Below are 13,598 nucleotides of genomic sequence, written 5' to 3'. Positions count from 1 at the left end.
ATCCAACAATAGCAGCTAAGGATAGCAGGCTATGTGGGATTCGTCCGATGCTATCTGCGCGGTTGGATCACAATTCTCCACCGGGGCGGGCGGCGGTTTGCCGCACGGCGCCGGCGCGGTAAAATGGCGCTTATTTCCCTCTATAGGACAAGGTTATGAAGCTGATGTTCGCCTCGGATATTCACGGATCGCTGCCTGCTACCGAACGCGTGCTGGAATTGTTCGAACAAAACGGCGCCGACTGGTTGATTCTTCTGGGTGATTTGCTGAATCACGGCCCGCGCAACGCGCTGCCGGCCGGGTATCAGCCCGCTCAGGTTGCCGAACGATTGAATCGCTATAGCGACAAGATCATCGCCGTTCGCGGCAATTGCGACAGCGAGGTCGATCAGATGCTGCTGACGTTTCCCATCGAGGCACCCTGGCAACAGGTTTTACTGCAAAAAAGACGATTGTTTTTGACCCACGGTCACCTTTATCATCCCTCGGCACTGCCGCCGTTATCCCGCGGTGACGTCCTGGCCTACGGCCATACGCATCTGCCGCAGGCGGAGCGGCAGGGTGAGATCTATTGCTTCAATCCGGGCTCGGTCAGCATTCCCAAAGGGGGCTTTCCGGCCAGCTACGGCATGTTGGATCGGGGCACTTTGCGCGTGCTGACGCTCGACGACGGCAAGGTCGTCGCGGAAGTGGCGTTAACACGCTAAACGCACTAATTTATACACACACAATAAAAATCTTTGAAAAACACTCATTGATTAACCAGCGCGCGGGATGCATCGCGCCAAAATAGAAGGTTTTAGAGGATGGCGGAACAGGGTCAGGCTGCAGATACCGAATGGGTTGATATCGTCGACGAGCAAAACGAGGTGATCGCGCAATCCAGTCGTCAACAGATGCGGGCGGAGCGGCTGCGTCATCGTGCTACCTATATTGTGGTGCATGATGGGATGGGAAAAATTCTGGTGCAGCGTCGCACCGAGATCAAGGACCTCTACCCGGGCTGGTTGGACGCAACGGCGGGTGGCGTAGTGCAAAGCGGTGAAAACGTGCTGGATTCGGCGCGCCGCGAGGCGGAAGAAGAGCTGGGCATCGCCGGTGTGCCTTTCGCCGAACACGGTCTGTTCTACTTCGAAGAAGAGCAGTGCCGGGTGTGGGGCGCGCTGTTCAGCTGCGTATCGCACGGCCCGTTCGCGCTGCAGGAAGAAGAAGTGGCCGAGGTGTGCTGGCTGACGCCGGAAGAGATCACCGCGCGCTGCGACGAGTTTACCCCGGATTCGCTGAAGGCGCTGTCGCTGTGGCTGACGCGCAACAACGAACAGGATTACGGTAAGCCGCTCGACAACCACTGAGACGCCAACGCGTGAGAAAGCCGGTCATCGACCGGCTTTTTTTATGGCGCGGGTTCAGCAGCTGTCGCGGCGGCACAGCGTGGCGGGCAGGGAGCCTGCCGGCAGCCAGGGCTGCTCGTTCAGGCGCGCCAGCAGCGCCTGGCCGGCCTGAATGCCGATGTCACGATGCGGAATGGTCATGGTGGTCAGCGGCGGCTGGCAGACTCGGCTGAACTCGCTGTTGCCGAACCCCACCACCGCCAGATTGTCCGGCACCTTGATGCGCCGCCGCTGGCATTCATACAGCGCGCCGCCGGCCAGTTCGTCCGAGGCGCACACCAGCGCGTCCAGCTCCGGCCAGGCCAGCAGGAATTCCGGCAGCTGCTGCGCGCCGGTGCTGAAGCTGGCGGGCTGCGCGGCGTTGATCACCCGATGCGGCGACATATGGTTGCGCAGCAGCGCCTTGTGCCAGCCCTGCAGGTGCTGCTGGAAGATCCACTGTTCCTGATTGGCGCACAGCAGCCCGATGTTCTGGTAGCCGCTGGCGATCACCGTTTGCGTCAGCTGATACATGGCCGCCACGTAGTCGATGCCGATGCTCATGTCGATCGGATCGGCGCGCACGGCGCCGATCTCCACCACCGGAATGTTGGCGGCGATGAGCGCGTTGCGGGCGTTTTGCGAATGCTCGACGCTGAGCAGCACCGCCGCCGCCAGGTTGTAAGAGAGCAGGGTCTCCAGCAGCTTCTCTTCGCGTTCGAGGTGATGCTGCGATTCCGCCAGCATGATGTGATAACCGGCCGGCTGCAGCACTTTCTGCAGGCCGGCGAACATCTCGGCGCAGCCGGATTCGGACAGGCTGGGCACCACCATGGCGATGGTGTAGGACGAGGCCGACGCCAGCGAACTGGCGGCCAGGTTGGGCAGATACCCCAGTTCGCTCACCGCGGCTTCAATCTTCTCGCGCAGTTTGTCTGAAACCTGCTCCGGCGTGCGCAGCGCGCGCGACACCGTCATGGTGCCGACGCCTGCCAGCTGCGCTACGTCAGCCAACGTCACCCTGCCCGTGCTGCGTCGTTTTTTACCGATCGACATGCCTAATCCCGACTGAAATGCGCGCGCGGCGCATAAAAATGGTGAGGGCGGGAAGCCGACGGCGCGGCTTCGACGATCCCCGTATGCGGCACATTCTACCCCGTTACCCGAAAGAGCGAGAAAAAATTGTGGTTAACGCCATGCCGCGGCGCGGTGTTTTGATAGCGCTATCACAGATCTGCATGATAGCGCTTTGGTAGCGCTATCTTTGTGATATCCATCACTGTGTGGCCGGGAGGGGTTGATTAAAGTTTTACCGTCGTCGGTGAATTAATCACCGGCCGAAACCATCAACCTTTAGGAGGGTAACGTGCTGAAAGAGTGGCTGACCGCCGATCATATACAGCTGTGCGAACGGGTGGAGGACTGGCGCCAGGCGGTAACGCTGAGTGCGCAGCCGCTGCTGCAAGACGGCGTGATCACGCCGAATTACCTGACGGCCATCTTTCATCAGCAGGAGAAGCTCGGGCCTTACTTTGTCCTGGCACCGGGCATCGCCATGCCGCACGCCCGGCCGGAGGAGGGCGCCAACGCGTTGGGATTATCGCTGCTGAAGATCCATCAGGGGGTGAACTTTCATTCCGCGGATAACGATCCGGTTCAGGTGGTGGTGATGCTTTCGGCGCCCGACGGCGACAGCCACATCGAATTGATTTCGCAACTGGCGGAATTATTTTCAGACAATCAGGCCATGGAGGCGTTATTTCACGCCAAAGATAAACGGCAAATCGAGGATATTATCGCCCGCTATTAACGCTTAATCACCAGGAACACTATTAATGCTAACAACGCCGGGAATATGACCGGCGGCGCTACCCTACACGCTAAATTCAACAGGTGGATATTATGAAAATCATGGCGATTTGCGGTTCCGGTCTCGGCAGCAGTTTTATGGTGGAAATGAACATTAAAAAGGTGCTGAAAAAGATGGGCGTGGCGGCCGAGGTCGAACACTCCGATCTGTCGTCCGCCACCCCCGGCGCCGCCGACGTGTTCGTGATGGCGAAAGACATCGCCGACAGCGCCAGCGTACCGGCCGAGCAGCTGGTGGTGATCAGCAACATCATCGACATTAATGAGCTGGAAGCCAAGCTGCGCGCTTACTTCGAAGCCCACTCAATCATCTGAATAAAACGATTGGCGAGGTGGATATGTTTATCCAGGAAACGCTTAAGTTTGTGGTGGATATATTAAAGGTGCCTTCGGTACTGGTCGGGCTTATTGCGCTGATCGGTTTGCTGGCGCAAAAAAAATCGTTTTCCGACGTGGTGAAAGGCACGGTAAAAACCATTCTCGGCTTTATCGTTTTGGGCGGCGGCGCCACGGTATTGGTCGGGTCGCTCAATCCGCTGGGCGGCATGTTCGAACACGCGTTCAATATTCAGGGCATCATTCCGAATAACGAAGCCATTGTCTCCATCGCGCTGGAGAAATACGGCGCCTCCACCGCGCTAATCATGGCGTTCGGCATGGTGGCGAATATCGTAGTGGCACGCTTCACCCGGCTGAAATACATCTTCCTGACCGGCCACCACACCTTCTACATGGCCTGCATGATCGGCATCATCCTAACGGTGGCGGGCTTCGAGGGCGTGCAGCTGGTGTTTACCGGCGCGCTGACCCTGGGGCTGGTGATGGCGTTCTTCCCGGCGATCGCCCAGCGCTATATGCGCCGCATCACCGGCAATGACGATATCGCTTTCGGTCACTTCGGCACCCTGGGCTACGTGCTGTCCGGCTGGATCGGCTCGAAGGTGGGCAAAAACTCGCGCTCGACCGAGGAGATGAACCTGCCGAAAAACCTCAGCTTCCTGCGCGACAGCTCCATTTCGATCTCGATGACCATGATCGTCATCTACCTGATCCTGGCGATCTGCGCCGGGCGGGCCTATGTGGAAAGCGAGCTCAGCGGCGGCCAGAACTACCTGGTGTATTCGATCATTCAGGCCATCACCTTCGCCGCCGGGGTGTTCATCATCCTGCAGGGCGTGCGTTTGATTCTGGCGGAAATTGTGCCGGCGTTCACCGGCTTCTCGGAAAAGCTGGTGCCGAATGCGCGGCCGGCGCTGGATTGCCCGGTGGTCTATCCCTATGCCCCCAATGCGGTGCTGATCGGCTTCCTGTTCAGCTTCCTTGGCGGATTGGCCGGGCTGTTCCTGCTGGGGCAGCTGAAGATGGTGTTGATCCTGCCCGGCGTGGTGCCGCACTTCTTCACCGGCGCTACCGCCGGGGTGTTCGGCAACGCCACCGGCGGGCGGCGCGGCGCGATGCTGGGCGCCTTTGCCAACGGGCTGCTGATCACCTTCCTGCCGGTATTGCTGCTGCCGGTGCTGGGGGCGCTGGGCTTTGCCAACACCACCTTCTCCGACGCCGACTTCGGCGCGATCGGCATCCTGCTGGGCAATATGGCGCGCTTTATGTCGAAGGAGATGATCATGCTGGCGATCGTCGCCGTGTTCGCGCTGCTGGTGGCGCATAACTTCCTGGGAAAACGCAAAGGCGCGCCGGCCGCTGACCGCGTCGAGAAATAACGAGGGCAGACTGATGAACGACACAACGAGCGAAACGGAAATTGAAGAGCTGCATACCCTGGCGCGGGCGATCCGCCTGGAAACGCTGAAAGCGCTGACCGGGCTGGGCTTCGGCCACTACGGCGGCTGCATGTCGGTGGTGGAGACGCTGGCGGTGCTGTACGGCAGCGTGATGCGTATCGATCCGGCGGATCCGGACTGGCCGGAGCGCGATGACTTCGTGCTGTCGAAAGGGCACGCCGGCCCGGCGCTGTACAGCACGCTGGCGATCAAGGGCTACTTCCCGCTGGCGGAGCTGAAGACCCTTAACCAGAACGGCACGCGTCTGCCGAGCCACCCGGACCGGCTGCGCACGCGTGGCGTGGACGCCACCACCGGCTCGCTGGGGCAGGGCGTGTCGATCGCCGCCGGCATGGCGTTGTCCCATCGGCTGGCGGGGCGCCGCAATCGGGTGTTCAGCCTCCTCGGTGACGGGGAACTGAACGAAGGGCAGTGCTGGGAGGCGTTCCAGTTTATCGCCCACCACAATCTGAACAACCTGACGCTGTTCATCGATTACAACAAGCAACAGCTGGACGGCGCGCTGGACGAGGTGATCCAACCGTTCGATCTGGCCGCCAAGTTCCGCGCCTTCGGCTTTGAGGTGCAGACCATCAAGGGCGACGACATCGCGGCGCTGCTGGCGGCGGTGGCGCCGGCGCGCGGCGGCGAACAGCGGCCGCTGGCGATCGTGCTCGACAGCATCAAAGGGCAGGGCGTGGCCTATCTGGAAAACCTGTCGAACTCTCACCACCTGCGCCTGACGCCGGACGTGCAGCAGGAAATCGAAAAAGCCATCGCCGAACTGGAGGCCGCCCATGTTTAACGTAGTGACGCAGTTGGAAAACGACGCCGTCGAAATGCGCAAAGTCTACGCCGGCGCGGTGCGTCGGCAGATTGAGGCGGGCGCGCCGATCATCGCGCTGGAGGCGGATCTGATGAGCTCGATGGCGATGGACGGCGTGCACAAGGATCACCCGCAGCACGTGATCAACTGCGGCATCATGGAGGCCAACGTGATCGGCGTCGCCGCCGGGCTGTCGCTCACCGGCAGGGTGCCGTTTGTGCATACCTTTACCGCCTTCGCCAGCCGCCGCTGTTTCGATCAGCTGTTCATGTCGCTGGATTATCAGCGCAACAACGTCAAGGTGATCGCCTCCGACGCCGGGGTGAGCGCCTGCCACAACGGCGGCACCCACATGTCGTTCGAGGATATGGGCATTGTGCGCGGGCTGGCGCATTCGGTGGTGCTGGAGGTGACCGACGCCACCATGTTCGCCGATATTCTGCGTCAGCTGATGGATCTGCGCGGCTTCTACTGGGTGCGCACCATTCGCAAGCAGGCGACGCGCATCTACCAGGAGGGCTCGCGCTTTACCATCGGCAAGGGCAACCTGCTGCGCGACGGCGACGACATTACGCTGATTGCCAATGGCATCATGGTGGCGGAGGCGCTGAAGGCGGCGCAGATGCTGGCGCAGCAGGGCGTCAGCGCGGCGGTGATCGATATGTTCACCCTCAAGCCTATCGACCGTGAACTGATCAAAACCTATGCGGCCAAGACCGGGCGCATCGTCACCTGTGAAAACCACAGCATTCATAACGGGCTGGGATCGGCGGTGGCGGAGGTGCTGGCGGAAGAGTGCCCGGCACCGATGCGGCGCGTGGGGGTGAAGGAGCGTTACGGCCAGGTGGGCACCCAGGCATTTCTACAGCAGGAGTACGGCCTGACCGCCGAGCATATCCTGGAGGCCGCCGGGCAGTTGCTGCAAAAGCAGTTCTCGAGTCAATAACAACTGCTGTAACGAATGAGGTCTGGTGCTATGTATAAAGCACATACCTTCCTGCCCAGTATCTGAGTTATGACTCATACGTTATCAACTGAGAAGCCCCTTAGGGGGCTTTTTGTTTTTAATGGATAATAGATAGTCAATGCTTGGGTAAAAAGAGATAATAAAAACAGTCTAATAAATACAATAAGTTATATTCATGGTGTGAATAATGATAACAGCAAGAGGCTCGTTCAGAAGGCTGACGCCAGGCGAGATCACGCTATCCCGTTTTCTCTATAAAAATGCCATCGACTACAGTCTTGTTAAAGTGCATAACGCGAGCTATTTCCCGTTTGGTTTGCAGAATGAGGAAACGGCCGTTACGCCTAATGGTGAACTTTATTGGCCTAAAAAACACTTCAGGGAAGATTTTTCCACAGAAACAACGCGCTACCTATGGTGGTTCATGCATGAAATGGCCCACGTATGGCAGTATCAGATGGGGATGAACGTCCGGCTGCGGGGAATAATGAGCTGGGCGGTAACTTATAAATACTCGCTGCCTGATTACTACTCCTTAGCTGATTATGGTATGGAGGCATAAGCCAGCCTTCTTGCAGATTACTTCATCCTTTCTCGTTATGGCAAAGAACGGTGGTTTGAGGTGAAACTGATGCAAGGTATTATAGGTCCTGATTTGAAAAGCCGTTATGAGCATGTTTTGAAAGGATTTCTTAATACTCCTGCCGACAGGGAAACCTGAAATGAGAAGAATCTATACCCTCATCATGATGATGTTGCTCAGTGGCTGTATCCTTGAAAAGCAACGTTTTTACGCTGCGGACATTACGCTGCGGGGAAATGATCTTACCGCAAACCTACTCAACACAGAGTGGCAGGTTCAGTCTGGTCAGCATCGCTATTGAACAACGGTTGGATAGTCAAACGCATGAGCTCTGGCGCAGGACCACTCTACCACCGAAGCCCGTTGAGACGATTACGCCCGGCCAATGTATCCCATACTCGTTCAAGGCATTTGAGAGCAATGCGCTATACACCGTGGCAATCAGTACCGTGGATCCTCAGGATGCAGATTCCAAACGTTTCTGGCAGCGCAGTTTCTCGCTGAAAATCAGCGACGGCCAGATTTTGCAGGTTATTGCCAGCGCGGAGTAATAAAGCGAGAGAAGGGATGAATGAAATAGCAAGGGCCGGCAATGCCGGCCCTTGTTTCGTTTGGCGATGAATTACGCCTTGGCGGCAGCGTCAGCCTGGGAAGACTGGATCGCCGTCAGCGCAACGGTGTAGACGATATCGTCAACCAGTGCGCCGCGCGACAGGTCGTTCACCGGCTTGCGCATGCCTTGCAGCATCGGCCCGATGGAGACCAGGTCAGCGGAACGCTGTACCGCTTTGTAGGTGGTGTTGCCGGTGTTCAGATCCGGGAAGATGAACACGGTCGCCTGGCCGGCTACCGGTGAGTTCGGCGCCTTGGACTTGGCAACGTCGGCCATGATGGCGGCGTCGTACTGCAGCGGGCCGTCGATGATCAGGTCCGGGCGTTTTTCCTGCGCCAGACGGGTCGCTTCGCGCACTTTCTCGACGTCGCTGCCCGCACCGGAGTTGCCGGTGGAGTAGGAGATCATCGCTACGCGCGGCTCGATGCCGAAGGCCGCGGCGGAATCCGCAGACTGGATGGCGATTTCAGACAGCTGCTCGGCGGTCGGATCCGGGTTGATCGCGCAGTCGCCGTAGACCAGTACCTGGTCAGGCAGCAGCATGAAGAACACGGAGGACACCAGCGAGCTGCCCGGCGCGGTTTTGATCAGCTGCAACGGCGGACGGATGGTGTTGGCGGTGGTGTGAACCGCGCCGGAGACCAGACCGTCGACTTCGCCTTGTTCCAGCATCAGGGTGCCGAGCACCACGTTGTCTTCCAGCTGCTCGCGCGCGACCACTTCGGTCATGCCTTTGCTCTTGCGCAGCTCAACCAGACGCGGCACGTAGTTTTCACGCACGGCGACCGGATCGACGATTTCGATGCCTTTGCCCAGCTCAACGCCTTGCGCTGCCGCGACGCGCTGGATCTCGTCCGGGTTGCCGAGCAGCACGCATTCCGCGATGCCGCGTTCGGCGCAGATGGCCGCCGCTTTCACGGTGCGCGGCTCGTCGCCTTCCGGCAGCACGATGCGTTTGCCGGCTTTACGCGCCAGCTCGGTCAGCTCGTAACGGAACGCCGGTGGAGACAGACGGCGTGAGCGCTCGGAGGTGGCGGTCAGCGAGTCGATCCACTCGGTGTTGATGTGGCTGGCCACGTAGTTCTGCACTTTCTCGATGCGCTGGTGGTCGTCCGCCGGCACTTCGAGGTTGAAGCTCTGCAGGCTCAGCGAGGTCTGCCAGGTGTTGGTGTCAACCATGAACACCGGCAGGCCGGTCTGGAAGGCGCGTTCGCACAGCTTCTTGATCGGCTCGTCGATGGCGTAGCCGCCGGTCAGCAGGATGGCGCCGATTTCCACGCCGTTCATCGCCGCCAGGCAGGCGGAGACCAGCACGTCAGGACGGTCTGCGGAGGTTACCAGCAGAGAGCCCGGGCGGAAATGTTCCAGCATGTGCGGGATGCTGCGCGCACAGAAGGTCACGGACTTCACGCGGCGAGTCATGATGTCGCCTTCATTGACCACGCGGGCCTTCAGGTGGCGAGCCATGTCGATGGCGCGGGTGGCGATCAGATCGAAGCTCCACGGCACGCAGCCCAGAACCGGCAGCGGGCTGTTGGCGAACAGCTGCGCAGGATCGACGTGGGCGATGCTGGCTTTGGTGGAGTCGTCGAAGATTTCGGACAGGTCAGGACGGGTGCGGCCCTGATCGTCGACCGGTGCGTTCAGCTTGTTGATGATCACGCCGGTGATGTTTTTGTTCTTGCTGCCGCCGAAGCTGGTGCGCGCCAGTTCGATGCGCTCTTTCAGCTGCGCCGGGGAGTCGTTGCCCAGCGCCAGCACGAAGACGATCTCGGCGTTCAGGGTTTTGGCGATCTCGTAGTTCAGCGCGTTGGCGAACTGATGCTTGCGGGTCGGCACCAGGCCTTCGATCAGCACCACTTCCGCGTCTTTGGTGTTCTCGTGGTAACGCGCCACGATCTCTTCCATCAGCACGTCTTGCTGGTTGGAGCTCAGCAGGCCCTCAACGTAGTCCATGCGCAGCGGTTCGGCCGCCGGGATGGTGGAGTTGCTGCGGATGATGGTGGTGGTCTGGTCGAGCGCGTTGTCGCCGGTGCGCGGTTGAGCGATAGGCTTGAACACGCTCAGACGAACGCCTTTTTGCTCCATGGAGCGGATGACACCCAGGCTGACGCTGGTCAGGCCGACGCTGGTGCCGGTGGGGATCAACATAATAGTACGTGACACAGAATAGTCCTCTTCACGATTAACATGAGGCTAAAACAACACCGTCAGCCTGGGCTGACGGTGTTTTGAGAGCATTACGCGGTCAGGCGGGATGCGTCCTGCGCGATGACCAACTCTTCGTTGGTCGGGATCACCAGCGCCAGGCGGCTGCCGTCTTTGGTGATGGCGCCGGATTTGCCGAAGCGAGCGGCCATGTTGCGGTCGTGGTCGATTTCGAAGCCCAGCAGGCCCAGTTTGTTCAGGGTCAGCTCACGCACCATGCCGGCGTTCTCGCCGATGCCGCCGGTGAAGATCACCGCGTCCAGACGGCCTTCCATCAGCGCGCTGTAGGCGCCGACGTATTTGGCCAGGCGGTGGCAGAACACGTCCATGGCGCGTTTGGCGTCGGCTTTGCTGTCGTAGTTGTCTTCAACGTAACGGCAGTCGCTGGTGACTTCGGTCAGGCCCAGCAGGCCGGATTCTTTGGTCAGCATCTTGTTGATCTGGTCAACGCTCATGCCCAGAGAATCGTGCAGGTGGAAGATGATAGCCGGATCGATGTCACCGCTGCGGGTGCCCATCACCAGGCCTTCCAGCGGGGTCAGGCCCATGGAGGTGTCAACGCACTGGCCGTTGCGCACTGCGGTAACGGAACCGCCGTTGCCCAGGTGGCAAGTGATCACGTTCACTTCTTCTACCGGCTTGTTCAGCATCTTCGCGGCTTCCTGAGTCACGTAGAAGTGGCTGGTGCCGTGTGCGCCGTAGCGGCGAACGCCGTGGTCGCGGTACAGGCTGTACGGCAGGGCGTACAGGTAAGATTCTTCCGGCATGGTCTGGTGGAACGCGGTGTCGAACACGGCAACGTTCTTGTCGGCCAGGTTAGGGAAGGATTTCAGCGCTTCCGCGATGCCGATCAGGTGAGCTGGGTTGTGCAGTGGTGCAAACGGCACGGAATCTTTGATACCCTGCAGAACTTCGTCGTTGATCACAGCGGAAGCGGTAAACTTCTCGCCGCCGTGCACGATGCGGTGGCCGATAGCGGTCAGCTGCGCAGAAAGCTCTGGTTTTTGTGCCAGAATAGTATTAACAATGAAGTTCAGCGCTTCGCTGTGTGCAGCGCCGGCCCCCAGGGCAGCTTCGTGTTTGGCGCCGTCCATTTTCCACTTGATGCGCGCTTCAGGCAGGTGGAAACACTCGGCCAAACCGGAGAGGAATTCGTCGCCGTTAACGGCATCGATGATGGCGAATTTCAGAGAAGAACTGCCGCAGTTAAGAACCAGTACTAGCTTACTCGACATGGAAGTACCTACTTAAATAGTCGTGTTGTTAAAAGAAAATCGAAAACACGTGGTGAATTAATCGTCAATCAGACAACAAGCGTAGCGCATAGTGCCGATGACATTTATGATTAACATCATGTGAAGTGCACAAATCACAGGATGATGGAAAAACCGATGATTTCTCTGCGGTTTAAATAATCTTGATTTTTATAGGGCTAAAAGTTGACAAAATTTACGTCATCTTCTACCGGCCACAAGGCCGGCTTAGGATACCGATAGCCCGGTGCAAACACAAAATAAATTTAAAGCTTCAAATTTTTTAGTATGGGCTCTGGCAGCACGCTTTTAGTTTCTTTACGTGACGTTGAGGTACGCAATGACGAGCAAACCGTCCGGTTCCGTAAGCTGGTTTCAGGTCTTCCAGCGCGGGCAGCATTATATGAAAACCTGGCCGTCAGACAAACGTCTGGCACCGGTCTTTCCGGAGAACCGCGTTGCGCGTGCCACCCGTTTCGCTATCCGTTTCATGCCGCCGTTGGCGATTTTCACGCTGACCTGGCAGATCGCGCTGGGCGGCCAGCTCGGCCCGGCGATCGCCACCGCGCTGTTCGCCTGCAGCCTGCCGATGCAGGGCTTGTGGTGGCTGGGGCGCCGTTCTGTTACGCCGCTGCCGCCGACGCTGCTGCAATGGTTCCATGAGGTGCGCAACAAGCTGACGGAAGCCGGGCAGGCGGTAGCGCCGCTCGAAGGCACGCCGACCTATCAGACGTTGGCCGATCTGCTCAAGCGTGCTTTCAAGCAGCTGGACAAAACCTTCCTCGACGATTTGTAACTGAGAAAAGGCCGCGTTGATGCGGCCTTTTTCGTCTAAGCGTCAATAACCCCGGTTTAAATCAAAGAACGGTCGAGTTGTGATTTCCTGCGTTCTTGCGCTGTGCGATGCTCCCGCCATCACACAGAAATGAGGAAATCCTGATGGAAATGACCAACGCCCAGCGGCTGATCCTGTCGAACCAGTACAAGATGATGACCCTGCTCGATCCGGACAACGGCGACCGTTATCGCCGGTTGCAAACCATCGTCGAACGCGGCTTCGGGTTGCAAATGCGCGAACTGGATCGCGACTTCGGCGAACTGAGCGAAGAGGTGTGCCGCACCATCATCAACGTGATGGAGATGCACCATGCGCTGCAGGTTTCCTGGGGCAACCTGAAAGAGAAGCAGGATCTGGACGAGCGCCGCCTGGCGTTTCTCGGTTTCGACGCCGCCACCGAAGCGCGCTACCTGAGCTACGTGCGTTTCCTGGTCAGCACCGAGGGGCGTTATACTCACTTCGATTCCGGCAGCCACGGTTTCAACGCCCAGACCAAAATGTGGGAAAAATACCAGCGTATGCTGGCGATCTGGCTGGCTTGTCCGCGCCAGTATCACCTGAGCGCCGTTGAGATAGCGCAAATCATCAATGCTTGATTAAGAAGAGGTTTTCTGTGGAGTGTAAGGGTTTTCTGTTCGATCTTGATGGCACCCTGGTGGATTCATTGCCGGCGGTAGAGCGCGCCTGGACGCACTGGGCCGAGCGCCGCGGCGTCAACCCGCAAGCGGTGCTGGACTTCATTCACGGTAAACAGGCCATTACTTCTCTGCGCCACTTTATGCCGGGCGAAAGCGAGGCGGAAATTCAGCGCGAGTTCGAGTTGCTGGAGCAGGCCGAAGCGCAGGATACCGACGGCGTTCGCGCGCTGCCGGGCGCGATTGTGCTGCTGGAGCGCCTGAACGCGCTCGGTATCCCTTGGGCGATCGTCACCTCAGGTTCGGTGCCGGTGGCCGGCGCTCGCCGCCAGGCCGGCGGTTTGCCGCAGCCGGAGGTGTTCATCACCGCCGAGCAGGTTAAACACGGTAAGCCACAGCCCGACGCCTATCTGCTGGGCGCCGAGCGCCTGGGGCTTGCGCCGCACGAGTGCGTGGTGGTTGAAGACGCGCCGGCCGGCATTCTCTCCGGCCTGGCGGCGGGCTGCCAGGTGATTGCGGTCAACGCGCCGGCGGATGCGCCGAAGCTGGATCAGGTCGACCTGCGGCTGGATTCGCTGGCGCAGATCGCCGTCGATAAAACGGCGCAGGGCGCAATCGTTCGCCGGCTGGCCTGAGCGGCATTATCTTCACCCTAATT

At 59.1% G+C, this 13,598-nt stretch carries 15 protein-coding genes; 12 read left to right on the top strand and 3 right to left on the bottom strand.

Features of this window, described 5'->3' with window-relative positions; genetic code table 11:
* Positions 1–155 precede the first annotated feature (155 nt).
* Entirely contained in the window at positions 156–707 is a 552-nt protein-coding gene (gene yfcE / locus HMPREF3138_RS07555; protein WP_038876428.1) for a phosphodiesterase, read from the top strand.
* Positions 708–806: 99 nt separating this feature from the next.
* A complete protein-coding gene (gene yfcD / locus HMPREF3138_RS07550) occupies positions 807–1,352 on the top strand; it encodes an NUDIX hydrolase YfcD (protein WP_038876427.1) in 546 nt (181 codons plus the stop codon).
* 54 nt (positions 1,353–1,406) lie between these two features.
* Here yfcD and HMPREF3138_RS07545 read toward each other — a convergent pair whose 3' ends face one another.
* Positions 1,407–2,426, bottom strand: coding sequence for a LacI family DNA-binding transcriptional regulator (locus tag HMPREF3138_RS07545; protein ID WP_038876425.1), 1,020 nt, complete (start codon positions 2,424–2,426; stop codon positions 1,407–1,409).
* A gap of 310 nt (positions 2,427–2,736) precedes the next feature.
* Here HMPREF3138_RS07545 and HMPREF3138_RS07540 point away from each other — a divergent pair, with 310 nt between their 5' ends.
* From HMPREF3138_RS07540 to HMPREF3138_RS07510, 7 genes are all read left to right on the top strand, one after another.
* Entirely contained in the window at positions 2,737–3,180 is a 444-nt protein-coding gene (locus HMPREF3138_RS07540) for a PTS sugar transporter subunit IIA (RefSeq protein WP_038876423.1), read from the top strand.
* Between the two features lie 92 nt (positions 3,181–3,272).
* The gene (locus HMPREF3138_RS07535) at positions 3,273–3,554 is read left to right on the top strand and encodes a PTS sugar transporter subunit IIB (RefSeq protein WP_038876420.1); all 282 of its coding nucleotides are present in this window, start codon (positions 3,273–3,275) and stop codon (positions 3,552–3,554) included.
* Between the two features lie 23 nt (positions 3,555–3,577).
* On the top strand, positions 3,578–4,957 hold the full coding sequence (locus HMPREF3138_RS07530) for a PTS ascorbate transporter subunit IIC (protein ID WP_004936074.1): 1,380 nt from the start codon (positions 3,578–3,580) through the stop codon (positions 4,955–4,957).
* Positions 4,958–4,970: 13 nt separating this feature from the next.
* Entirely contained in the window at positions 4,971–5,822 is an 852-nt protein-coding gene (locus HMPREF3138_RS07525) for a transketolase (RefSeq protein WP_038876418.1), read from the top strand.
* On the top strand, positions 5,815–6,789 hold the full coding sequence (locus HMPREF3138_RS07520) for a transketolase family protein (RefSeq protein ID WP_038876416.1): 975 nt from the start codon (positions 5,815–5,817) through the stop codon (positions 6,787–6,789). The genes HMPREF3138_RS07525 and HMPREF3138_RS07520 overlap by 8 nt, the downstream gene beginning before the upstream one ends.
* Before the next feature lie 208 nt (positions 6,790–6,997).
* A complete protein-coding gene (locus tag HMPREF3138_RS07515; protein WP_223294912.1) occupies positions 6,998–7,372 on the top strand; it encodes a hypothetical protein in 375 nt (124 codons plus the stop codon).
* Between the two features lie 212 nt (positions 7,373–7,584).
* Positions 7,585–7,944 carry a putative T6SS immunity periplasmic lipoprotein gene (locus HMPREF3138_RS07510; protein ID WP_223294913.1) on the top strand — a complete coding sequence of 120 codons (360 nt, stop codon included), beginning with the start codon at positions 7,585–7,587 and terminating at the stop codon, positions 7,942–7,944.
* Positions 7,945–8,015: 71 nt separating this feature from the next.
* Here the strand turns inward: HMPREF3138_RS07510 and pta are convergent, their stop codons facing one another.
* Positions 8,016–10,172 (bottom strand): phosphate acetyltransferase, encoded by a 2,157-nt coding sequence (pta, locus tag HMPREF3138_RS07505; RefSeq protein WP_033648050.1) that lies wholly within the window; start codon positions 10,170–10,172, stop codon positions 8,016–8,018.
* 74 nt (positions 10,173–10,246) lie between these two features.
* On the bottom strand, positions 10,247–11,449 hold the full coding sequence (gene ackA, locus HMPREF3138_RS07500) for an acetate kinase (protein ID WP_025303669.1): 1,203 nt from the start codon (positions 11,447–11,449) through the stop codon (positions 10,247–10,249).
* 358 nt (positions 11,450–11,807) lie between these two features.
* On the opposite strand from ackA, the gene yfbV reads away from it, so the two are divergent.
* The 3 genes from yfbV to HMPREF3138_RS07485 all read left to right on the top strand — a co-directional run bounded on the left by yfbV (position 11,808) and on the right by HMPREF3138_RS07485 (position 13,575).
* Positions 11,808–12,263 (top strand): terminus macrodomain insulation protein YfbV, encoded by a 456-nt coding sequence (gene yfbV, locus HMPREF3138_RS07495; RefSeq protein WP_004936061.1) that lies wholly within the window; start codon positions 11,808–11,810, stop codon positions 12,261–12,263.
* A 143-nt stretch (positions 12,264–12,406) separates the two neighbouring features.
* A complete protein-coding gene (locus HMPREF3138_RS07490; RefSeq protein ID WP_016926898.1) occupies positions 12,407–12,901 on the top strand; it encodes a YfbU family protein in 495 nt (164 codons plus the stop codon).
* A gap of 17 nt (positions 12,902–12,918) precedes the next feature.
* A complete protein-coding gene (locus HMPREF3138_RS07485) occupies positions 12,919–13,575 on the top strand; it encodes a sugar phosphatase (RefSeq protein WP_038876413.1) in 657 nt (218 codons plus the stop codon).
* The last annotated feature ends 23 nt before the right edge of the window (positions 13,576–13,598 follow it).

This window comes from Serratia sp. HMSC15F11 (assembly GCF_001808215.1).
In the GTDB taxonomy this organism is placed as follows: Bacteria; Pseudomonadota; Gammaproteobacteria; order Enterobacterales; family Enterobacteriaceae; genus Serratia; species Serratia nevei.
This window is presented reverse-complemented; position numbering and strand designations above follow the sequence as displayed.

Coding starts and splice junctions, on each gene's coding strand:
- ackA (WP_025303669.1), bottom strand. CDS start 11,449: ATGTCGAGTAAGCTAGTACTGGTTCTTAACTGCGGCAGTTCTTCTCTG.
- yfcE (WP_038876428.1), top strand. CDS start 156: ATGAAGCTGATGTTCGCCTCGGATATTCACGGATCGCTGCCTGCTACC.
- yfbV (WP_004936061.1), top strand. CDS start 11,808: ATGACGAGCAAACCGTCCGGTTCCGTAAGCTGGTTTCAGGTCTTCCAG.
- HMPREF3138_RS07520 (WP_038876416.1), top strand. CDS start 5,815: ATGTTTAACGTAGTGACGCAGTTGGAAAACGACGCCGTCGAAATGCGC.
- HMPREF3138_RS07530 (WP_004936074.1), top strand. CDS start 3,578: ATGTTTATCCAGGAAACGCTTAAGTTTGTGGTGGATATATTAAAGGTG.
- HMPREF3138_RS07490 (WP_016926898.1), top strand. CDS start 12,407: ATGGAAATGACCAACGCCCAGCGGCTGATCCTGTCGAACCAGTACAAG.
- HMPREF3138_RS07525 (WP_038876418.1), top strand. CDS start 4,971: ATGAACGACACAACGAGCGAAACGGAAATTGAAGAGCTGCATACCCTG.
- HMPREF3138_RS07545 (WP_038876425.1), bottom strand. CDS start 2,426: ATGTCGATCGGTAAAAAACGACGCAGCACGGGCAGGGTGACGTTGGCT.
- HMPREF3138_RS07515 (WP_223294912.1), top strand. CDS start 6,998: ATGATAACAGCAAGAGGCTCGTTCAGAAGGCTGACGCCAGGCGAGATC.
- yfcD (WP_038876427.1), top strand. CDS start 807: ATGGCGGAACAGGGTCAGGCTGCAGATACCGAATGGGTTGATATCGTC.
- HMPREF3138_RS07535 (WP_038876420.1), top strand. CDS start 3,273: ATGAAAATCATGGCGATTTGCGGTTCCGGTCTCGGCAGCAGTTTTATG.